This window comes from Malaciobacter canalis (assembly GCF_008000835.1).
GTDB lineage: Bacteria > Campylobacterota > Campylobacteria > Campylobacterales > Arcobacteraceae > Malaciobacter > Malaciobacter canalis.
This window is the reverse complement of sequence record NZ_CP042812.1, coordinates 1,597,862-1,621,283: the sequence shown is the minus strand read 5'-3', so window position 1 is coordinate 1,621,283 and position 23,422 is coordinate 1,597,862. Positions and strand designations below refer to the sequence as shown.

Here is a 23,422-nt window from a genome sequence, read left to right as displayed (position 1 = left end):
TAAGTAAAAAAAATAGCATAAAATGCTAATATAATCAAACTTATTATAGGAGAAAAAATGTTTAAAAATATTGAAATTTTGGATAAAGAGAAATTTAAAGGTTATAAATTTGATGAAGTTGATGTAACTGATATTGCAAAAAATATAGGTTTAGTTCCTCTTGGATTTTCAGAAGTTTGGAATGCAGCACATGATTGTCCAGTTATTATAAGCTCTTTAGAAAGAGGAGAGTTTTTAGCTTTTACAGGAATAACAAATGAAATAAATATTTATAAAAAAGAGAATGCATATATTCCTGCTTTTATTAGAACTTACCCATTTTTAAGTGCAGATATTAAAGGTGAAAATGGTAATTATAATAGTTTAATATCTATAGATAATAACTCAAAATATGTAAGTAAAAAAAAGAAAATTGATATTTTTACAAAAGATAATGAACTTTCAAAAGAAGCAAATTCAAAAGTTGAGTTTATACGAGAAGTAAATAGACAAAGAGAAATCTCAAGAAAGATAGTAGAAGAGTTGAAAGAAAATGATTTACTTGTAAAAAAAGATTTTAAAGTAAAAATAAGTGAAACAGAAGAAAAAATATTTCTAGAAGAGTTTTATGTTGTTAATATTGAAAAGTTAATTAAATTAGATGACTCAATTGTTGCTTCTTGGGCAAAAAAAGGTTGGATGGGAATTATTGATTCTCATGTAAAATCTTTATCAAATTTTCAAAAAGTTATTCAGGCATAAATAATTAATGCAAAAAGATAAATTTAATAAATTAATAAATGGTAAAAATGGTTTATGTTTAATAAATCAAAATGATATATATATTGGGAAATCAATTGAAAATTACGGAGAATACTCTTTTTTTGAAACAAATCTTTTTGAAGATTTTTGTTTAAGTGGTGATACTGTAATTGAAGTTGGTTCAAATATAGGAGTGCATACACAAGAATTAGCATCTATGGTTACACAAACTGGGAAAGTTTTTGCTTTTGAACCACAAAGAGTAGTTTTTCAAACTCTTTGTGCTAATTTATCTTTAAATAGTATTTCAAATGTATATGCATATAATTTTGCTGTTGGAAGTGAAAATAAACAAATCAATATTCCAAAACTTGATTACTCAAAGCAAAATAATTATGGTGGAATATCTTTAAAAGAAGTTAAAGATGGTGAAGAGATTCAACAAGTAACTTTAGACTTTTTTGAAAATAAATTATCAAGTTTAAAGTTTATAAAAGTTGATGTTGAGGGAATGGAATATGATGTTTTAAAAGGTTCTTCAAATCTTATAAAAAAGTATAAACCAATACTTTATTTAGAAAATGATAGGATTGAACACTCACAAAGAGTTTTAGATTATATTTTAGCATTAGGTTATGAGATTTATTGGCATTTGCCACCTTTATATAACCCTAATAACTTTTTTAAAAATAAAAATAATATTTTTAAAAATCTTATTTCAATAAATATTTTGTGTTTACCAAAAGATAAAGATTTCTCTTTTGATTTAGAAAAACACTCTTTACAAAAGGTTATAAATACAAATCTTCATCCAATGAAAGCAGAATATTTCTGTAAACTAGCTTTTGATTATATAAAAGTACAAAAATGGCAAGAAGCAGTAAATTCATATCAAGAAGCACTAAAATCTAACCCTTTGCATCTTAAAACATATTTTAATTTCGCTAGTTTATTGAAAAATCTAAAAAAGTATGATGAAGCATTGAAACTTTTTTTAATTGCATTAAAATATTATCCAAATGATTATAATATTCATAATAATATTGGTATGGTTTTTGAAAGTTTAGGTGAAAATAATAAAGCAATTGAAGCTTATAAAAATGCCATAAAAATTAATCCAAAATTTGCAAAAGCTGTAAATAATCTTGCAGTTGTCTTATATAACCAGCAAAGATACAAAGAATCAAGTGATATGTTTAGTTTAGCTTTAGAAATTGAACCAGATTATAATGAAGTTTATAGTAATTTAGGTGCAGCTTTAAATAGACAAAAAAGATATGAAGAGTCTATTAAAGCCCTTAATATAGCAATAGAAAAATTACCAAATAATGCAGGGGCATATACAAATTTAGGAAATGTTTATAATAAACTTCATGAGTATGAAAAAGCACAAAAACTTCATGAAAAGTCAATTAAATTAGAACCAAATGGAGCTAATGCTTACTCAAATTTAGCAAGTAGTTTAAAAAATCAAGGATTAAATGAAGAGGCTATAAAAAATTATAAAAAAGCGATACAATTAAGTCCTGATTTTGTAAATGCTCACTTTGATTTAGCTACTACTTTACTTACTCTTAATAGATTTGAAGAGGGCTTTGAAGAGTATGAATGGAGATTTAAAAAAGAGGAGATGCTAGGGCATATAGTAAAATATAAAGATATATTTTCAAAACCTATGTTAAAAAAAGATGATAATATAGAAGGTAAAATTTTACTTTTACACTCTGAACAAGGCTTTGGTGATTCTATACAGTTTATTAGATTTTTACCTTTAATAAAAGAAAAATTCAAGTGTAAAGTAGCTGTAAAGTGTAGAGATGAGTTAAAAGAGCTTTTTAAAACAATAGAAGAAATTGATATTTTAGTAAATAGAAGTGAAGATACTCCTGTTTTTGACTATCATCTTCCTATTATGAGTATGCCTTTTATTTTGAATATGAAATCTTTAAATGATTTGCCAAAACAAATGCCATATTTAAAAGCCTTAGATGATGAATCTTTAAAAATCAAAAAAGATAAAAAGAAGATTGATATAGGAATTTGTTGGTCAGCTTCAATAACAGGTGAGAGTTATGATGGTAAAGTTTTTGATTTAAAATATTTAGAACCTTTGATAAATCATCCTAAAATAAATCTATACTCTTTACAAGTTGGGAAAGAGAATGAACATATAAAAAAATATGGATATGAAGATGGAATTATTGATTTAACAGATAAATTAACAGATTTTTCAAAAACTGCAAGTTTAATAAAACAACTTGATTTAGTTATCTCATCAGATACTTCAGTTGCACATCTTTGTGGTGCTATTAATGCACCTGTTTGGATCCCTTTACAAAAGTATCCAGATTGGAGATGGACAAACAAAGGAGAGTCTACAAAGTGGTATCCAAGTGCTAAATTATTTAGACAAAAAAGCAATAGATCTTGGGATAGTGTATTTCAGTCTCTTTACGCTAAACTATCTAAACAATTTAAGATAAAAGATATAAGGTTTTAATTGGAAAAAATAGAAGATAATTTAGAAAATATAGATGAAAAAATAAGTCCTAAAGAGTATCCTTTACTATTTTCATTTAAATATATATTAGATTTTTATTTTGGAGATATCTCTTTAGAAACCATATTAACACTTAGCGCAAATAGTGAAAAAGGCTTTACAAATCAAACTGCAATTGATGTTGCTCATGAAGTCGGACTTTATGCAGTTTATAAAGATATAAGTGCTTTTGATATTCCTAAACACTTCTTGCCTTGTATTATATTTGATAAAGAGAATAAACCTTTTATTCTTACAAATAAAGTAAAAGAGGCATCTTTAAAAGATGTTAGCACAAATGAAACTATTACTATTGACTCTTCAAAATTAAAAGAGTATAAAAAAGCAATTTTGATTTTTAGAGATAAAAATAAAAGTGATTTAATAACTAATACAAAAGCAGGCAATTGGTTTTGGCAACCAGTAAAGAGTTTTTGGCGTTCATATATTGAAATTGGGATTTTAACTTTATTTATTAATATTTTTGCTTTGGCAGTTCCTTTATTTACTATGAGTGTTTATGATAGAGTTGTTCCAAATAATGCAATTGAGACTTTATTTGTACTTGCAAGCGGAGTTGTGATAATTTTGATTTTTGATGTTTATTTTAAAAGTGTTAGAAATCATATAATAGAAAATGTTGGTAAAAAATTAGGGGTTTATTTAGAAGAAGAGTTAATGAAAAGAATGTTAACTTTAAAATCTCAATATGATACTTTATTGGTTGGTTCTAAAGCAAATTTATTTAAAGAATTAAATCAAATAAGAGATTTTTTTGCAACAAAATCTGTTTTACAAGTAATTGACTTGCCATTTTTCTTTATTGCTATTATTGTGATTTTTCTTATATCACCAGCTGTTGCAGCTGTTCCTTTTTCAATTGCTATTTTAATACTAATATTTAATGTAATTATGCAAATTCCAATCTCTAATTTGAGTAAAAAAAATGTTCAAAATACACAAGCTAAGCATAGTTATTTAGTTGAGACTATTCAAGGAAGTGAGATAATTAAACTTTCAAATGCAACTTCAACAAAGTTATTTAATTGGAGAAATATTGTTGCAGTTACTGATTCTATTTCTCAAAAGATACAGTCTTTAAATGTATTTTCAATGAACTTATCACAAACAGTAATTCAGTTTGTAACAATGCTTGTAATTGTAGTAGGAGTTTTTGAAATAGCAAATAAAAACTTAACAATTGGTGGACTTATTGCTGTTACAATTCTTTCAAGCCGTGCAATGGTTCCTGTAATACAAACTTCAATGATGGTAATTAGATTTAAAGAGGTAAAAGAGTCTTTAAACAATATCAATGAGTTTTGGCATTTACCAGTTGAAAATGAAAAAAATCTTGAAGTTGGTGTTGGAGAACTTAAGGGAGATATTGAATTTAAAGATGTGAGTTTTTATTATAAAGATAGTAAATATGCATCAATTGATGAATTTAATTTGACAATAAAAGCAGGGGATAGAGTAGGTATTATTGGACAAACAGGAGCTGGTAAAAGTACATTTTTAAGAATGCTTACAGGATTAGAAGCTCCTACTAAAGGAAGTATTTATTTAGATGGACATGAAATTTCAACTATGCATCCTGTTGAGTTAAGACAAAATATAGGAGTTATGCCTCAAGAACCTTTTTTATTTTCTGGAACTTTAAAAGAGAACATTGAATTGTCTCATCCTATAAGTAAAGAAAGAATGATGCAACTTATTAAAATAATAGGATTAGAAGAGCTTGTTAAAAAAAGCGGTCAAGGTGATGGCTTGCAAGTTGGTGAAAGAGGTTCTAACTTATCTGTTGGACAAAGACATTTAGTCGCACTAGCAAGGGCAATTTTAAATAATCCTCCTATTTTAGTTTTAGATGAACCAACAACAGGTCTTGATGTTGGCTTAGAAAAGAGTTTGGTAAATCATGTAAATAAAATCGCACAAGATAAAACCTTGATAGTAATTACTCATAGATTTGCAGCTTTAGAAATGGTTGATAGAGTAATAGTTTTAAATAATGGGAAAATTGTTGCTGATGGACCTAAAGATAAGATTTTAAATGCATTATCACAAAAGAAGATTTAATTATGAATAGATTATTTGAAGAACAAAAATGGAATTACTATGTATCTGTTATTCCTATAATGATATTTTTTATTATATTTTTAATTTGGGCTAGTTTTAGTGAGGTTGATGAAGTTGTAAGAGGAGAGGGGAAAGTAGTTCCTTCTGGGCAAACAAAAGTTTTACAAAACTTTGAGGGTGGAATTATTTCAAAAATTTTATTAACTGAGGGTGATAAAGTAAAAAAAGGTGATATAATTTATAATCTCTCAAATGCTTTTTTTAAAGCAGATTTAAAAACAAAAGAGATTGAACTTCTATCTTTTGAAGCAAGTGCTATTAGATTAAAATCTTCTATTGCAAATAAAAAGAGTATCACTTTTCCACAAGAAATGAAAGATAAAATTCCTGATATTATAGAAAATGAAAAAAGAATTTTTCTTGAAGATTTAGTGAATCGAACAAGAAAAATAGAGATAGAAAAAGATAAAGTTTCTCAAAAGAAATTAGCTTTAAAAGAGGCTGAAAATAAGTTTGATAATTTAAGTTTGGAGCTTAATTTAGCTCAATCAAATATGAGTATTTTAGAAAACTTATACAAAAAGAAAGTAGTTTCAAGAAAAGAGTATTTATCTGAACTATCAAAAAAACAAAGTATTGTTACAAGACTTGATGAAACAAGAAATAGATTGCCTATTTTAAAAGAAGAGATAGAAGAAGCAAAAAAAAGAGTTGAAAGTGTAAAATCTGAAATAAGAAGTAAACTTTTAAAACAATACTCTTCTTTAAAAGTAGAAATAAATAAACTTATTGAAAAAAATAGAGCAAATAAAGATAGAGATTTAAGAAAATCTGTTGTCTCACCTGTAAATGGTGTAATAAATAAACTCTATTTTCATACTATTGGAGGTATTGTAAAGCCAGGTGATAAAATGGCAGAAATTACACCAATTGATGACACTTTAACTATTGAAGCTAAAATTAAAACTTCAGATAGAGCATTGGTTTGGAGTGGACAAGATGTATCAATTGAAATAACAGCATATGATTTTTCAAAATATGGATTATTAAAAGGAAAATTAGTTTCAATATCACCTGATAGTTTTGAAGATAGAAGTGGAAATGTTTTTTATATAGCTAAAATAAGAGCAAATGATTATGAGTTTGCGCCAGATCTTCCAATACTTCCAGGAATGGTTGCTAATGTGAATATTTTGACTGGAAAAAAGACAATTATTGAGTATATTTTAAAGCCTCTTAAAAATATAAAAAGAAATGCTTTAAGTGAACAATAAATTACAAGTAATTTAAAACTTAAAAAAAAATAATAATTATTTAATAATATAATAAGACAAACTGTTATAACATATTATAGTTATTATAAGGGTGGGAAATATATAAATGTTTAGTTTTATAAAAATGCTTCAAAATTTTTTGAGAAATTTAAAAAAGAATAAGGGACTGTGGTTTACAACCCTTTCTGTAATATCTATTTTGGGAATATCTTTTTCTATGTATATTTTGATGACTATGACTCAAAATGTGTCAAAAGAAGTTTATGTTACTATGTCAGAAACATATGAAACTAGTTTAAAAAATAGAATAAATAAAAAAGAAGAAAACTTTAAAAAACTTGTTGCTTCAATCTATGCAAATAATAATATATTAACAGCAATGGAACAAAACAATATAAATGCTGTGGAAACTATAGTAAATACTTACAATGAGAATTTTTTAAAAGCAGGCTTCAATGAGTTATCAATGAAGTTTTATCCTTCCTCAAATCAAATTAATCAATATAGAAATAGTATAAATTCAGTAATAACAAACAAAACTAAAGTTTTTGGAATTGAAGTTTTAAATGATGGGATTTTTGTAATTTTAGTTGAACCAATTTTAAAAGATGATAATTTAATAGGTGTAATAGAAATAAAAGAATCAATTCATACTTTAAAAGCAGAGTTTGAAAAAGATAACTCAATTTTTGTTTTTTTGCTTGATGAAAAGATGATGGGAAAACTATCTTTAAAAGCAAAAACTGGTAAATATAGAGATGTTATAAATGAGTATAAAGTAGAAGAGAAAAAGTATGATGGAAACTTTTTTGGAAAATTAATATCAAATGGCAAAGAAGGATTTAAAGAGTTAGAAGATAAAGGTTATTTGGTTGATGATACTTATTATAAAACATATAAAAAAATCTCAGACATAAATGGAGCTACAATAGGACTTGCAATTTTAGGAGAGCAGGTTGAGGGAAGTGGTGCCTTTGTGAATATTGTAGATAAAATGACTAAAACAGTAACTACTGTTGCTCTTGGCTTGGTTATTTCGATTTTATTATTTATGTTTTAAGGGCAGGGTATGAGAAGAATTAAGATATTAAAAATATTTGTTATATTTCTGCTTTTTTTAGTTTTTTTGATATATTCAAACTTTTCGTTGATATCATCATTTTTTATGGCTACATTAAATTTTAATATAGCTATTTTAACGGTGTTTTTAATTGGTCTTTTAGTTGTATATCAATCTGCTATAAGACTTACAATGCTTGCAGGTACCTTTGGTATTTTAGCTTATAAAAAGGGAAAAGATTTAGAGTTTTATTTGCAAGGTATAACAGAATTGATGCCAGCAACAATTGCTCATATGTTTAATAGAAGAGCTCAAAAAGGAGTTTTATATTTTACTGAAAATGAAGCAAAAGATGTAACTATTTGGTTGTCTGATCAATTTTTTAATCAAAAAAGTTATACTAGTTTCTTTGTTGGAACTTCACTTATGTTAGGGCTTTTTGGTACTTTTACAGGTTTACTTGTTGCTATTGATGAAATGGGTTCAATAATTTTATCTTTAGGTGGAGATGATATTGATATAGCTGAAATAATGACAGGATTTTCAGGACCTTTAGGTGGTATGGCTATTGGTTTTGCATCTTCACTTTTTGGAGTTGCTTCTGCAATTATTTTAAATGTAATGCAGTATATTTTAACAAGAAATCAAGCAGCTTTTTTAGAAGATGTTGAGGATTGGTTAAAGGGCAAAATAATCGAATCTCAATCTTCTGATGTTTTAGAAGAGATTGGCACTGCATTTTCAAAAGAAGGAAAGGTTATTTCACAAGCTCCAATACAAGGTGCAAGTGGTGGTTTGCCCTCTGGATTTATTGATATTTTTATTGATACAATGGGTAGCTTTACAGAAAAGCTTGAAAAATCAAATAAATCATCACAAGAGTTATATGAAATAATTACATCAAATTTAAGTGAAAATACAAAAGCTAGTGAACATGAAGCTTTGATTTTAGAAAGTGTTGATAACTCATTAAAAGAGTTAAATGTAAATCAATTTTCAAATGCTGGTATGATGGAAGACTCTCTTCAAGAGATTTCAAATGTAATTTTGGCAGAACATAAAACAATCAAAAAGAGTTTAGCTTTACAAGAAGAAAACAATAAACTATTAGTTCAATTAGTTGAATCTTTAAATAAAAAGATTGAAACTTTGGAAGAAAAAGTTAAGTAGGTTTGTATGGCAAGATGTGAAGATAATTTTAATCCTTGGCCCTCATTTGTAGATATCTTTTCATCTGTAATTTTAGTTATGCTACTTTTTTTATTGGTTACACTAGTAAATCTAGGTTATTATGCACAGTTTAAATTTAAAGTTTCATATACAGGCTCTATTGCAACAGATGACTTAATACTTAATAGTAATCCAAGTCAAGAAAAAGACCCAATAAATGAAAAAGTTTTGCGTTCAAAACAAGAAGTTCAAGATGTAGTTAACAAATTACAAAAGAAAATTGTTGTTTTAGAAAAAGAATTAAAGCAAACTAAATCAACAGCAGCAAATACCAAAAATCTTGAATCTCCAGGAATTGATTATGCTGAAAAAATTGATGATCAAAAAGAGTCTGCACAAAAGACTTTTAAAAATGACAAATATATGATAGTTACTTTTAAAGGTAATGAGGTATTTGTTGATGATGCAACAAATAAAAAGATAAAAGCTTTTACAAAAGAGATAAAAGAAAAAATAGGAGAACATAAAATTTATATTACAGCAGTTGATCCCAAAAATCATGTTAGTGCAACAATATCAAAACAGATATCATTAGGTAGAACAATAAGTACAAGAAATTTGATTAGAAAATTTGGATATGAAAAAAAAGATGTAAGAGTTGATTTGCTTTCTACTGTACAAATCAAAGAGAAAATAGATGATAAAAATGGTTATATCGTAATAAGAGTTAAAAAGTAGATATATGAGAAAAATTTGTTTGAGTTTAATATTTATTTCGCAACTATTTTCAAATGAAGATATTAGTTTAGATGAGCAAAAAAATAATATTCAAATTAGTGATGAACCTAAAGTAGAAGAAAAGCCAATAAAAAGAGTTCAAAATAAACTTGAATATAAAGGTACGGTGGTTAAAAAAGTTGAAAGATTAAGAAACTCAAATATTAATTTTTCAAATGAAACTGCATTGGAAAAGTTTAAGAAAGTATCTTTAAATGATGTTGTTTTAGAAACATTATCAAATAGTGATATGATAAGATCTGCTCGTGAAAAAGTTATACAATCACAATTAAAATTAGATGATGGCTTAGCTGATTATTATCCTACTTTAAATTTTGAATATACATATAGTAAAACAAGACATTATCCAGGAGAAGATGATAATAGTCAATATAAATTTTATAATGATAGAAATTATAGATTTGTGATGGCACAAAATCTTTTTGCAGGTGGTGCTACTTATTATAATGTAAAGAGTTTAAGAGAGTCATTACTTGTTCAAAGAAATATGTATAAATTGACAGTTCAAGAAGAACTTAATAAAGCTATTAAAGCTTATTTTGGAGTTGTTTTTAGTAAAAAAGCAGTTGAAACAAATAAAAAACATATGATTAAACTTCAAAAAATACTTGATATTGTAACAATAAAGTATGATAATGGAGCTAGTTCAATTGGTGATTTGACTTCTATAAAAGCAAACGTTTCAAATGCACAAACAAAACTTATAAAAGATAAATCAAAACTAGAAGAAGCATTGAGGTATTATGAGTATATAGTTGGTAAAAAGTTTTCTAAAACATTACCTTATGAAAGAGATTTCAATATAAAAATAGCACAGTTTGATAAACTTTTTCAAAGAGCTGTTTCACAAAATCCAAATTTAAAAAACTACTATTTAAATATAGAAGCTGAAAAGTATAAAGTTCAAAATGCTCAATCAAAATTTAGTCCTAAAGTTGATTTAGAAGTTACATATAATGATATACAAGACCAAGAAGATTATGAAGGTGATGAAAATGATTTTACTGGACGAGTAAAACTTACATATAATCTTTTTAATGGTGGTAAAGATAAAAATAAAGTTCTTAGAAGTTATAGTATTTTAAGGGATTTAAAATTTAGATTAAATGAAGAGATAAAGAAATTAAAATGGAACTTATCAAAACTTCATACATCAATAAATAGTGTAAAAGATGCTTTAAAAAGTACAAAAAGTGAAGTTTCATCTTCACAAGAAGCTGTTGAAGCTTATTGGGAAGCTTTTAAACTTGGAGAACAAGATTTAAATGTATTATTGCAAGGTCAAAGACAATTAAATAGTGCAGAGCTTGAACTAATCAAATTTGAAAGAAGTAATATACAAGATTTTTTCTTATTACTTGGCTATACAGGAGATTTATTAGCATATTTTAATATCGATCCTGAAAATAATAAATTTGTAAATTTCTCTACAAGTACTTATAATAAAAAACTATATGATGATTTAAAAGATAAAAAACTTCTTTTTGATGAAGAGGTAAAAGAGAAAATTGTAGATAAAAAAGAGAAAAAAGAACAAAAACAAAAAGAGGTAAAAAAAGAGCCTTCTTTAAATGAGAATATTGATCTTTTTATAAAAACTTTTTTACAAGCTGATGAAAACTCTTTTATGATTATTATTAAAGATTTTGATAATGTATATGATGCTTTTGATTTTATAAAAGAACAAAAAATATCAAAAGAGGCATTTGCTTTTGATATTTTAAAAAAGTATAAAATAAAAACTATAATTGCAAGAAAAATATTTGATAATGAATTAGATGCAAAACAAGAAATGGAAAAAATGTCTAAAACTACCAATAAAAGCTTGGAGTTGAAAACTATAAAAGATATAAAAGAGTTGTATATTAAGTATTTAGAAGGTTTAGAAGTAGAAGTTAAAGAGCCTAAACCAAAAGTTAAGATAGTAGAAAAAATACAAATGTTAAAAAAACAACAATCTTATAAAACCAATGAAGATTTTAAAAAGAAATTTTTAGAAGCAAATAAAGAGAACTATACTATAAATATAGCAACTTTTACTTCAATGAAAGAGGCAATCTCTTTTGTGAAAAAAGAGCAAATTTATGATAACTCTTTTGTTTTTAAATATATTGAAGGAAAAGATTTAGTAAAAGTAATGTATGGAATTTTTGAAAATTATGAAGATGCAGTAACATCTCTTGATATTCTTGATGATATAAAACAAAAATATTATCCTGTAATAGAGAAAATACAGACTAAACAAAATTTATATAAGCAAAATAAAGAGTTAAATGAAAAAGAAAATAAAACTCAAGAGTATGAAATAGTTACTAAGTCAAAAATAGTTGACTCAAAAGAAGATAAAAAAAATGATTTAAAAAATAATAAAACAAAGATTCAAACAAATGACAAAATAGAAAATACAACAAAGAGTTTAAGTGATTTTGAAACTTTATTTTTAGAGGTTCCTAAAAACTATTATACTATTAATTTAGCAACAATTAATACAAAAGAAGAAGCAAAAGAGTTTACTTTAAAGCATGGTATTGAAGATACTAGCTTTGTTTTTTCATTTGGAGATAAGAACCTAGCAAAGGTAATGTATGGAGTTTTTGAAAACTATCAACAAGCAAAAAAAGCTTTAGATGAGCTACCTTTAAACTTAAGAAAAAATTCACCATATATAGAAAAAATAGGTAAAAAACAGGATTTATATAATAAATATCACTCTTTAGGAAAAGATAAATGATAAATCTAAAGAAAAAAGTATTAAATAAAGACTCTTATATTATTGCTAAAAATATAACAATAGTTATAATTAGTTTTGCAATACTTTTTTCTCTTACTTTTTTTGTCATATTTATTGATTATAAAGATAAACTAATTAAACAGACAAAAATAAAATATGATTTACAAACAAAAAGTCACTCTTTAGTTATAAAACCATATGTACTAGATCATAATATAAAATTATTAAATGAACAAATTGATGAAATCATTTTAACAAATAATTTTAAATCAATAAGTTTAAAATTTGACGAGTTGATTTTTACAAAAGAAGCACTAATAAATAATACTCCAAATTTTAGTGATATAAGTAGTTCAATAAGTGATGTTGTAATAGATATTAAATATGGAAAAATTGAAAAATTAAGTGACAACTACTACTATTTTAAACCCTCAATAGCTTTTAATAAAGAAGATTATATAAGTATTAGATACCAAGCATATAAAGATAATGAAGTTAAGAATTTATTTGCAAGTTTTGAGTTTAATTCTTTACAAAAAAATGAATCTAATATAGAAAATAGAATCAAATTTCCTTTTTGGTTAGGTCTGATTTTTGATGAAAAGTTTGAAAATATACAAAAACAGCTTTACTATAAAGATAAAAAAATCGCAACTATTGATTATATAATTGATATGTATAATATTAAATATGAGATATATTCATTTACTAAAAGTCTATTTTTTTATGCATTTTTTATGTTTTTCCCTGTTTTGATATTTTTTCGATTTTATAATTATTATATATTTAAAAAATATGTTACAAAACCTATTCATAAATTAAATATTTTACTTGATGATATATTAGAAAATAAGTTTCATAAAATAAGAACAAAAGAGTTTGATGGAACACAAGAATTAAAAGAAATGATTGAAAAAGTAGCAGAATTATCAAGTAAATTAGCTTCTAATGTAAATGAACTTAATATTAGTAAAGAAACAATCCAAAGAAAAAAATCAACAGATACATTAACAGGACTAGAAAATCAAAAGATTTTTGAGCAAGATATTAAATCAATGTTTGTATCTTCAATTTCTGGTTATGTAATAATATTAAGACTTCCCTCACTAAAAGAGTTTTCACAGTTAAATGGAAGTAATACTACAGATACTTTTATTGAAAATTTTGTAAATATAGTAAAAAATGTAATATATAGATTTAGCAAAATAGATATTACAATGTATAGGTTTTATGGTTCAGAGTTTGCAATTATTGCGAAAAGATTTGATAGTATAAAAGCAAATCAATTATGTGAAGCCATAATTCATACAACTATTAAAGAACTATCACAAAAGTATAAACTTCCTGAAAATTTCTTAACTATTGGAGGAACTCCTTTTGATTTATATGGAACTTTAAACTCAATTTTAAGATCTGCAAATGAAGCTTATGATATTAGCAAAGAAAAAACAAATAGTTATCATTTAATAACAGAAGAACAAATCGAGCATAATTATGCAACTTTAGAAAAAGTTGTTTCTACGATTATTCATGATGCAAATTTTGATGTTGATTATGCTTCAAATAGTTATAGTTTTGATGATAAAAAGCTTGTTATGCAAGAGGTTTCTCCTTTAGTTTATGATAATAATCAACAAAAACTTCCTATTGGTTCATTTGTTTCAATTGCAGAAAAGATAAATGAGATAATTACTTTTGATAAGCTTGTTATCCAAAAAGTTATTGAGTACTTAAAATACTCTAAAGCTAGCCATGAAATTGCTATAAATTTAGCTGTTGATACTATTTCAAATAAAGATTTTAATAAATGGCTTGAAGATATTTTAAATGCAAATGCAAATTTAAAAAAGAAAATAGTTTTTAGTATTACTTCTTATACAGCATCATTGCATAAGCATAAATTTAAAAAGTTTGTAAAACATATAAACCAATTAGAAGCGAAAGTTTTATTGAAAAGATATAATACAAATGATTATCCATTAGAGGAGTTAGAAGATATTAAACTTGATTATCTAAGAATAGATAAAGAGTATACAAATAATCTTGCAAATGATAAGATAAAAAGACATAAGGTTAAAAATATTTTGATATTTGCACAATTGAATAATATGGAGATTTTAACAGAAAATGTAAAATCAGATAATGATTATGCATTTTTAGAAAGGCTTGGTGTTTATGCGACAAGTAGGTAAGGAAAAATTATGAGAATTTACTTTTTTATACTGGCTTTTTCTTTGTTTTTTAGTGGTTGTAGTTTTAAAAATAGCAGTTTTAAAAATGATAATTTAATTAATGAAGAGATTATAAAATCTTCAAAAAGAGAGTTTGATAAAATATCAAAGGATGCTGTATTAGAAGCAATTAAAAAGAGTTTTGCATTAAGTAATAAAAGTAAACAGTTCCAAATAAATTCATATAGAAATTATATATTAGTTCAACGAATAAATTTTGATTATTTGATTTTTGCTTCTAATGTAAAGGTTGAAAATTGGTTATTTGAACTTGAGCAAAAAGATAATAAAACTTATGTAAAGTTATCTATTTTTGATGAAAATAAGTTTGATGATAAAATAAAAAGATATTATTCTAGTAATTATCATGAATTAATTTGGAATAGAATAGAGCACTTATTAGGCTTAAATGACAAGTGGATAAATTGCAAAGGTTACATATGCTCAGTTTTCTCTTCAAATAAGCCTTTGGCTAAAGATTATATAAAAGATGTTCTTATATCTCAAAGAAAAGCTAAATTACAAGCTATTTTAAATGCGAAGATTGAAGAGAAAAAGAAAAAAATACAAGAAGAGATTCTAAAAGAGTATGAAGCATATTTGGATTTTGAAGAAAAAGAGCAAGAAAAGAAAAAACAAAATCCTGAATCACTTAAAATAAAAGAAGAATTTGATGAGTTACTTTTATTAAAAGATAAAAAGAGTTTGAAAAAAGAGAGACAAGTTGATATAATGGATACTAAACTAGAGAAAATAAATACAAATTAATTGAGGAAATATGAAAGCTTTTATTTTACTTTTTATAACAACTATTTTTTTGAATGCATCACTTTTTGATGAGGCGGTTAAGGATTTAAATAATAAAAAATATTTAAGCGCTTATGAAAAATTTAGTAAAGTAGCATTAAAAGAAGATAATCCTATTGCACAATATAATATTGCATTGATGAATTATAAAGGTTTAGGAATCCCTGTAAATAAACAACTTGCTTTTCAATGGTACGAAATGGCTGCACAAAATGGTAATATGCAAGCACAAAATAATCTTGCACATATGTATTATTTGGGTGATGTTGTAAAAAAAGACAAAGAAAAAGCTATATATTGGTATGAAAAAAGCGCTAAACAAAACTATGCTTTAGCTCAATTAAACTTAGGTATGATATATGAAAGAAATCATACAAAGCCTAGTTTAAAAAAATCTTTTAAGTGGTATAAGGAAGCTGCATTAAATGGAGTGATTTTTGCACAAAATAATCTTGGTAGAATGTATTATTTTGGTCAAGGAACAAAAAAAGATTTAAAAGAAGCTTTTTATTGGTTTGAAAAAAGTGCTTTAAGTGGAAATGCCTTAGCACAAATTAATCTAGCTATGATGTATTATAGTGGTGATTATGTAAGTAGAGATTATGAAAAAGCAAGAGTATGGTTTGAAAAAAGTGCTAAACAAGGAAATAAAACAGCAATTATTAAACTAGCTGATTTATATAGAAAAGATTCAAAAATAAATCAAGATTATGAAAAAGCATTTTATTGGTATAACATTGCAGTTGAAAAATATGATAATTTAAAATCTATGTATTATCTAGGATATTTTTATTATAATGGATTAGGAGTACAAAAAGATAAAAAACAAGGTGAATATTGGATAAAAAAAGCAGCTTCAAGAGGGCATGAACGTTCAAAGAACTTTTTAAAAATTCATAAAATAAATAACTAAGTAATAATTTTACTTAGCTATTTTCTTGCATACATCAGTTTTCATATTTTCATGATAAGTACAATTCAAACCACACTTATAAGAGGCTTTTTTTGATAAATCAAGTTCTTCAATTTTATTTATTGAAGCTTGTTTACACTCTTCTAAGCTTTTGTAAACACCATTTTTCATACTTCTTTTTGTATTGCTTTTATCAGGATATACCCATGATGTCCACTCTTCTTTTTTTGTCTCATTTGAACATGCATTTAATAAAAATACTAAAGAAGCTAAAACAATTAGATTTTTTATCATACTCTCTCTTTTTAATTTAGTTAGATTATTTTATTATAAAAACTATTAAATCAACTACTTTACTTTACTATTATTCTACAATTATTATGTTAGTATTACTTTTTAAAACAAAAAAGAGAGAAAAGATGAAAATAATTATTGCCTTTTTATTAGCCTGTACAATAAGTTTTGCAAAAACTGATTATTCTGAAATGAGTACACAAGAGTTAATAGCTATTATGGGATATGTAAAAAAAAGTGAACAAAATAAATTTGATAATGAGCTAAAAAGTAGAATACCTACTATGAATGAAAAAGAGAAAAAAGAGTATTTAAAAAATAAAAAGAAACAAAACAAATAACATGAAACAAAAACTACTTTTATTAGAAGATGATATTACACTTAGTGAAACTATAGTAGAGTACTTTGAAGATGAGGGCTTTGAAATAGAGCAATCTTTTGATGGGGAAGAGGCTTTAAGTTATGTATATGAAACAAAATATGATTTACTTTTACTTGATGTAAATGTTCCTTTATTAAATGGTTTTGAGCTTTTAAAACAAATAAGAGAAAAGCAAGATAAAACACCTGCTATATTTATTACATCATTGAACTCTATGGACTCTTTAGAAGAGGGTTTTAATAGTGGTTGTGATGATTATATAAAAAAACCATTTGAACTAAAAGAGCTTTTATTAAGAGTAAAAACCATATTAAAAAGAGAGTACTTTAATAAAGAAGAGATTTTAAAAATAGGAACTGAGCTAACTTTTAATATGACTTCATATGAATTAAAAAAGGGTGAAGAAAAACTAAATTTAAACAATAAAGAGTTAAAGTTATTAAAACTATTTTTATTAAATCAAAATGAACTTTTAGATCATGAAAGAATATATGATTATGTTTGGGATTATGATGAAGAACCTAGTGATAACTCACTTAGAACATATATTAAAAATCTTAGAAAAATTATAGGGAAAGAAAAAATTGTTAGTCTTAAAAAACTTGGATATAGATTTATTTCGTAGTGAGAAAAAGACTCTTTTAGGTTTTTTTTCACTTTATACTATACTTTGTATAGTTATTTTAATATTTATTTCATATCTTTATTACTCTTTTCAAAAAGATTTAATGCTACAAGAGCAAAGGGTAAAACTTCAAGAGTATTCAAGTGATTTTGTATTTAGATTAAAAGATTTACATATAAATTTTGATAAATACAAATATTATCCACGAGATGAAAAATTTAAATCAGCAATTTATGATAGTTCAAAAAAAAGAATTTTTTCTACTTTAAAATCAAATGAGATAAACTTTGATAAAGTAATTTATGTCATTGATGATAAAATACATTTTATTACTCAACCTGAATCATATTATCTTGGAACAAAATATATAATAATAGAGATACCAGAAGATAAAGCATGGCTAGAAAATGTATATAGCTTTTTATTCTATTTTGTATTTATTGCTTTATTTTTCATGCTTATTTTGGGTTATTTTTTATTAAAACTATTTTTAAAACCTATGAAAGATGCCTTGTATTTACTTGATAGGTTTATAAAAGACACTACACATGAATTAAATACTCCTGTTAGTACTATTGTTACAAATATTGAGATGATTAAAAAAGCTAGTTTAGATGAAAAGCTAAGTAAAAAAATAAACAGAATTGATATTGGTGCAAAAACTATTTCAAATATTTATGATGATTTAACATATTTAACTTTAAATAATAAAATTATTTCAAATAATAAAAATGTAAACTTATCAAGATTAATAGAACAAAGAGTAGAGTATTTTCATACCCTAGCAAATGCAAAAAGAATCGATTTTGTAGTAAATATCAAAAATGATGTATATCTTTTTATTGATGAAAAAAAATTATCAAAATTATTAGATAATCTACTTTCCAATGCAATCAAATACAATAAATTATCAGGAGTAATAAAAGTTACATTAAATGAAAAGCATTTAAGCATTCAAGATAGTGGAAAAGGTATGAGTAAACATGAACTTGAAAATCTTTTTATTAGATATAAAAGATTTGATAGTAGTGTAGGGGGATTTGGTATTGGACTTAGTATTGTCTCTTTAATTGCAAAAGAGTATGAGTTAGATATTAAGTTTACTTCAAAACTTGATAAAGGAACAAAGGTGATAATTACATGGTAAAAAAAATAATCTTTTCTATATTGATATTTTTTGTTAGTTTAAATGCAAATATATATGAATCAAATTGTGTTAGTTGTCATAAAAAACTCCCTGTTACTATAGATAAATATTTTTATAGATATTTGTTAAAATATAGTTCAGAATCTAATGTAAAAAATGCAATGCTTGAATATATGAAAAATCCTACAAAAGATAAGACTATAATGCCAGAAGCATTTATTTTGCGTTTTGGTATAAAAAAACCTTCAAATCTTTCAAATAAACAGTTAAAAGAGGCTTTAGATATTTACTGGAATGAATATAAAGTTTTTGGAAAATTAAAATAGTTTAATCTTTTCACAATCTATCCACAATTAGATTTTATACTTTCAATATAAAAATTAAGGAGTATAAAATGACTACTACAAAAAAAATCTTAGTTTCAATTGCTATTTTAGGTTCAACAACACTTTTTGCAAATAGTGGTGAATCTTTATATAAAGCTTGTGCATCTTGCCATGGAGCAAATGGAGAAAAAGCTGCACTTGGGAAAAGTGAAGTTATTAAAGGTTGGGACTCTAAAAAGGTTCAAAACGCATTGCATGGCTATAAAGATGGAACATATGGCAAAGTGATGAAAGGTGTAATGAAAGGTCAAGTTGCAAGACTTAGCGATGAGGATATCAAAGCTTTAGGTGATTATATTGCTACATTTAAATAAGTAGAGTTTTAAACTCTACTTTTAAGGAAAAATTGTGAAAAAGCTAATTATTTTAATTGTTTTATTTACTAGTTTATTATTTGCAAATAAAACTCAAAATTTATATGATTTTATTGATGTTGATTATAGCGAACCAATATATAAATATATAACTGTTAAAGAGCCAATACAAGAATGCTATGAACAAGAGTATAAACAAAGAGTTGATATTAATTCTAGCTATGATAATAACTCAATAGGTTTAGATACTATAATAGGAGCAACTGCTGGTGTTGTTATTGGCAATCAAATAGGTAAAGGAAATGGCAATACAGCTGCTAAAATTGTGGGTGGTTTACTTGGTGGAAAAATAGCAAATGAAATAAGAGGTTCAAACTCTGATGATTACTATTATGAAACAAAAACAAGAACAGAATGTGTTACAAAATATATAAATGCTACTAGAAAAAAGATTATTCAAGGGTATAAAAATCACTTTACATATGATGGAGTTAAATATGTAAAAGTTACAAAAAAACCTCAAGAACAAATAAAAGTCACTAAAACTATAAGTTATTAAAACACTTGAGTTTTCTCAAGTGTTTATGTCAAAAGTCTCATAACAGATTGTTGCGTTATATTAAATTGAGATTGAGTATAAGCTCCAACTTGTGATAATACATTTTGTTTATCAAAAGTTGCAATCTCTTGTGCCATATTTGCACCACTTAATTCAGATTGTGCAGCTCTTGTTTGAATCTCTTGAGATATTGTATTTCTACCTGTACTTGCTAACTCATTTTGTGTTGACCCAAGTTCTGCTCTATAATTATTTAATACACCAATTGCATCATCAACTTTTGATAGATAATCACTTGCATCTTCTGCTGTAAAACTATCAGGTGAATTAGTTACTAAATCATTTAATCCAACTCCTAAAGTATTTGATTGAATTGATGTAGAGTTTGATGTATCAGACTCTTGTGTACCCACTTGAAAGCTTTGTGAACTTGATGGTGCTTGGTTTGTTTGAGATGCTTGAAGTAGTGTTTGATCATTATACTTTGTTGCACTAGCTATTGCATCAAAACCTTTAAGTGTATTTTGTATATCTTTAAAAATAGCCTCTCTTGCATCTTGAGAAGTTGTATCTGTTGAAGCTTGTAGTAATTTCTCTTTTACATTATCTAACATATTTGATTGCTCTTTTATAGCAGAATCTGCTATTTGTGTAGAAGCAATAGCACTATTTGTATTTTGTAGTGCTTGCACATATCCATTTGCTTGTGTTCTTAGATTGTCTGCAATAGAGAGTGCAGAAGCATTATTTGAAGCTTTATTTAGTTCTAGACCAGTTGCAATTTTTTCTAATGTTTTGTTTTGGTCTATATAGGGGCTTTGATACTGTGAAATATTATTGTTAATTTCCATAACAAACTCCTTTTTGCATATATACAAATTGTATAGCAAAAAGGATTAAAGTAAATTTAAGTTATTTATGTAGTTTCTGTTGTTTCTTGACGATATTTTTTTAATAGATTAACAAATTTTTTATTGTCATTTAAACTATCAAACTCTTCTTCATTTTCTATTTCTTCAATATATTGTTCATTTAGTTTAAGTGCTTTTTCTAAGTCATTAATTGAGAAGTCATTATATCCTAAAACTGCATGCGCTTTTGCTCTTTGATAAAAGGCATTTGGATAATCATCATCAATTTTTAATGCTTGATTTGCAAGGTGCAATGCCCAGTTTGCTTCACTTAATTCAAGTGCTGCTTCTGCTTTATATGTTAATGCTTCTGGATCATTTGGTCTTAAATTTAAAACATCATCATATATTTCGATTTTACCACTAGGTGTTGTTTCTTGAGCTGCTCTTATCCATAATGATTGAATAATATTAGTTTTTTCAATCTCTCTTTGATTTTCTAGAACTTGTTTTGAACGTTTATCTAAATCTTTTTCAATTAAACTCATTCTTGTTTCATAATCATCAATTACTTTAGATACTTTCTCATCTACTATATTTCTAATCTTTTGGTTTATATCTCTTATTGAGTTAAGTCCAATAACTACTAAAAGTGATGTAGCAGCAGCAATAATATAAAAAATATTATTGATTGTTGAAGTAGCATAACTTATGGCATTTGAAGATATTTCTACTTCTTTTTCTGCCAATCTTTTATAAAGCTCTACTTTTAGTTTTTTATTCTCTTCTCTTAATTTTCTTAAGTCATTTAGAATATAATTTTCTACAAAGGGCGTGTATAGAGGTTTTTCTAATTTATCCAATCTTTGTTTAACTTCTTTTTTCTCTTCTTGTGTCAACTCTTTAGCACTTAGAGTTGACAACAAGATAATTGGCACTAAAAGTAGTAGCAATCTTATCATTTAATCTCCTATTAACAAATACAATTATTCTCTTTTGTTAATAACTTTTCATATAATGTCTCCAATGCAATATCAGAGATGTTTTGAGATACTCCTATGTGAAATGAAATTTTAGAAGGACTCATATCAAACATCTCAAATGCGATATTATTCTCTTTTAAAGCAGTAATTGCATCTACAATAGTAAATGAGTCTTCTTTTAACCCAATTCCAACAAGAGTAATAACAGATAAAGAGTAAGTTACAATAATATTGTCTGGCTTTAATCTTTTATCTATTTCTCTTCTTAAGTTATTAATATTTCCTTTTAAATCCTCTTGCTCTACTAATATAGCTAAATCATCCTTATCTGTTGGATAATGATAAGTATTTATATGAAATTCTCCAAAAATTTTCAATAATTCAGCAGTAAACCCAATCTCTTCTCCAAGCATATCTTTTTGAATATGAATAGATGCCATATTATCAAGTTTTGCAACACCCACTAATTTTTCCATAGGAACTCTCTCACTTAAGATTAAAGTTCCTTTGTTTGTTGGGTTATTAGTATTTCTTACTCTAATTGGTATTTTACTTTTTTTACAATTTAACATTGCATTAAAGTGAAATACATTAAAACCTTTTGAACTAAGTAGTCTTAACTCTTTAAATGTTAATCTTGGAATTACTTTTGCATCAGGAATAACTCTTGGGTCAACTTCATATACACCATTTGTGTCTGTCCAGTTTTCGTACATACTTGCATCTAACGCATAAGCTAATTCACCACCAGTTAAATCTGAACCACCTCTACTCATAACTGCGATTTCATTTTTTTCTGTTACTCCATAAAATCCTGGAACCACAACTTTTTCATTATCTTTTAAAACAAAATGTTTTTTAACATTGTCATATGTTTTTGCTTGAACTTTTCCATCTGTATATGTATCATCTAAAATAAATCCAAACTCTTCTGGTAGCATTAGTTTTACATTTAGACCTGATTTTTTCATGTAATCTGAGATTATTTTTGCATTGTAGTGTTCACCTCTTGATAAGAAAAATGCAGTTTTTTTATCATCTTTAAAATCACAATTATTTAATTCATTTTCAAGAGAGTCTAAAATTTTCTTTTTTGCAATACCTAAATCATCACAAAGTTTTGTATATTTTTTGATTATTGCATTAAAACTGTCATCTTTTGAAATTTCAATTTTTTGTTCTAAAAAGTGATTCCCCTCTGTTGCTAAGTTTAAAAGGTGATCTGTTATTTTCTCATCAAAATCATCATCTCTTCCTGGTGCAGAAACTACAATAACTTGTCTTTTTTCATCTCTTTTTACAATATCCACTATCTTTTTTATTTGTGTGGAATTTTTAACTGAACTACCACCAAATTTGCATACTTTCATTTTTTTCCCTTAGTGTAATTTTTTATTTTATTTGTTCTAGATACATTTTACATTTTATTTCTCAATAAGCTTAATAGTTGTCATTTGAATTAATTTTTTAAAATTCATTTTGTGACTTCCTTTTATCAAAAAAAGAGGTTTCTCAATGGAAAGTAATCTCTTTT

21 protein-coding genes are annotated in these 23,422 nt (G+C 25.5%); 17 read left to right on the top strand and 4 right to left on the bottom strand.

The features are described 5' to 3' along the window. Positions 1-57: 57 nt before the first annotated feature. The 11 genes from ACAN_RS08120 to ACAN_RS08070 all read left to right on the top strand — a co-directional run bounded on the left by ACAN_RS08120 (position 58) and on the right by ACAN_RS08070 (position 16,346). Positions 58-741 (top strand): SapC family protein, encoded by a 684-nt coding sequence (locus ACAN_RS08120; RefSeq protein WP_079577763.1) that lies wholly within the window; start codon positions 58-60, stop codon positions 739-741. Between the two features lie 7 nt (positions 742-748). Then, positions 749-3,241, top strand: coding sequence for an FkbM family methyltransferase (locus tag ACAN_RS08115; RefSeq protein ID WP_099333390.1), 2,493 nt, complete (start codon positions 749-751; stop codon positions 3,239-3,241). Next, complete coding sequence (locus ACAN_RS08110; RefSeq protein ID WP_099333389.1) at positions 3,242-5,362, top strand: type I secretion system permease/ATPase; 2,121 nt, start codon at positions 3,242-3,244, stop codon at positions 5,360-5,362. A 2-nt stretch (positions 5,363-5,364) separates the two neighbouring features. After that, positions 5,365-6,636, top strand: coding sequence for an HlyD family type I secretion periplasmic adaptor subunit (locus ACAN_RS08105; RefSeq protein ID WP_099333388.1), 1,272 nt, complete (start codon positions 5,365-5,367; stop codon positions 6,634-6,636). Between the two features lie 217 nt (positions 6,637-6,853). Next, entirely contained in the window at positions 6,854-7,696 is an 843-nt protein-coding gene (locus tag ACAN_RS08100; RefSeq protein WP_129587488.1) for a hypothetical protein, read from the top strand. Positions 7,697-7,705: 9 nt separating this feature from the next. Beyond that, the gene (locus ACAN_RS08095) at positions 7,706-8,866 is read left to right on the top strand and encodes a hypothetical protein (RefSeq protein ID WP_099333386.1); all 1,161 of its coding nucleotides are present in this window, start codon (positions 7,706-7,708) and stop codon (positions 8,864-8,866) included. Between the two features lie 6 nt (positions 8,867-8,872). Then, a complete protein-coding gene (locus tag ACAN_RS08090; protein ID WP_099333385.1) occupies positions 8,873-9,604 on the top strand; it encodes a hypothetical protein in 732 nt (243 codons plus the stop codon). 4 nt (positions 9,605-9,608) lie between these two features. Beyond that, positions 9,609-12,395: a TolC family outer membrane protein gene (locus ACAN_RS08085; protein WP_099333384.1), complete on the top strand. Its 2,787-nt coding sequence runs from the start codon at positions 9,609-9,611 to the stop codon at positions 12,393-12,395. Then, complete coding sequence (locus tag ACAN_RS08080) at positions 12,392-14,587, top strand: EAL domain-containing protein (protein ID WP_099333383.1); 2,196 nt, start codon at positions 12,392-12,394, stop codon at positions 14,585-14,587. The genes ACAN_RS08085 and ACAN_RS08080 overlap by 4 nt, the downstream gene beginning before the upstream one ends. Before the next feature lie 9 nt (positions 14,588-14,596). Then, entirely contained in the window at positions 14,597-15,394 is a 798-nt protein-coding gene (locus tag ACAN_RS08075) for a putative periplasmic lipoprotein (protein ID WP_099333382.1), read from the top strand. Positions 15,395-15,404: 10 nt separating this feature from the next. Beyond that, positions 15,405-16,346, top strand: a complete 942-nt coding sequence (locus ACAN_RS08070; protein WP_099333381.1) for a tetratricopeptide repeat protein — start codon at positions 15,405-15,407, stop codon at positions 16,344-16,346. A 9-nt stretch (positions 16,347-16,355) separates the two neighbouring features. Here ACAN_RS08070 and ACAN_RS08065 read toward each other — a convergent pair whose 3' ends face one another. Then, positions 16,356-16,640: a hypothetical protein gene (locus ACAN_RS08065; RefSeq protein ID WP_099333380.1), complete on the bottom strand. Its 285-nt coding sequence runs from the start codon at positions 16,638-16,640 to the stop codon at positions 16,356-16,358. A 125-nt stretch (positions 16,641-16,765) separates the two neighbouring features. Here ACAN_RS08065 and ACAN_RS08060 point away from each other — a divergent pair, with 125 nt between their 5' ends. The 6 genes from ACAN_RS08060 (at position 16,766) to ACAN_RS08035 (ending at position 20,054) form a co-directional block, all read left to right on the top strand. After that, positions 16,766-16,981: a DUF1104 domain-containing protein gene (locus tag ACAN_RS08060; protein WP_099333379.1), complete on the top strand. Its 216-nt coding sequence runs from the start codon at positions 16,766-16,768 to the stop codon at positions 16,979-16,981. Position 16,982: 1 nt separating this feature from the next. Then, positions 16,983-17,648: a response regulator transcription factor gene (locus ACAN_RS08055; RefSeq protein WP_099333378.1), complete on the top strand. Its 666-nt coding sequence runs from the start codon at positions 16,983-16,985 to the stop codon at positions 17,646-17,648. After that, the gene (locus tag ACAN_RS08050) at positions 17,608-18,795 is read left to right on the top strand and encodes a sensor histidine kinase (RefSeq protein WP_099333377.1); all 1,188 of its coding nucleotides are present in this window, start codon (positions 17,608-17,610) and stop codon (positions 18,793-18,795) included. The genes ACAN_RS08055 and ACAN_RS08050 overlap by 41 nt, the downstream gene beginning before the upstream one ends. Beyond that, positions 18,789-19,121, top strand: a complete 333-nt coding sequence (locus ACAN_RS08045; RefSeq protein ID WP_099333376.1) for a hypothetical protein — start codon at positions 18,789-18,791, stop codon at positions 19,119-19,121. Before ACAN_RS08050 ends, ACAN_RS08045 begins: the two co-directional genes overlap by 7 nt. Positions 19,122-19,189: 68 nt before the next feature. After that, positions 19,190-19,495, top strand: coding sequence for a c-type cytochrome (locus ACAN_RS08040; protein ID WP_099333375.1), 306 nt, complete (start codon positions 19,190-19,192; stop codon positions 19,493-19,495). A 34-nt stretch (positions 19,496-19,529) separates the two neighbouring features. Next, complete coding sequence (locus ACAN_RS08035) at positions 19,530-20,054, top strand: glycine zipper 2TM domain-containing protein (protein WP_170233026.1); 525 nt, start codon at positions 19,530-19,532, stop codon at positions 20,052-20,054. 23 nt (positions 20,055-20,077) lie between these two features. On the opposite strand, the gene ACAN_RS08030 is transcribed toward ACAN_RS08035, so the two are convergent. From ACAN_RS08030 to ACAN_RS08020, 3 genes are all read right to left on the bottom strand, one after another. Beyond that, positions 20,078-20,905 (bottom strand): flagellin, encoded by an 828-nt coding sequence (locus tag ACAN_RS08030; RefSeq protein ID WP_099333374.1) that lies wholly within the window; start codon positions 20,903-20,905, stop codon positions 20,078-20,080. A gap of 65 nt (positions 20,906-20,970) precedes the next feature. Then, the gene (locus tag ACAN_RS08025) at positions 20,971-21,867 is read right to left on the bottom strand and encodes a TPR end-of-group domain-containing protein (RefSeq protein ID WP_079580347.1); all 897 of its coding nucleotides are present in this window, start codon (positions 21,865-21,867) and stop codon (positions 20,971-20,973) included. A gap of 11 nt (positions 21,868-21,878) precedes the next feature. Then, positions 21,879-23,258, bottom strand: a complete 1,380-nt coding sequence (locus ACAN_RS08020) for an aspartate kinase (protein WP_099333373.1) — start codon at positions 23,256-23,258, stop codon at positions 21,879-21,881. Between the last annotated feature and the right edge of the window lie 164 nt (positions 23,259-23,422).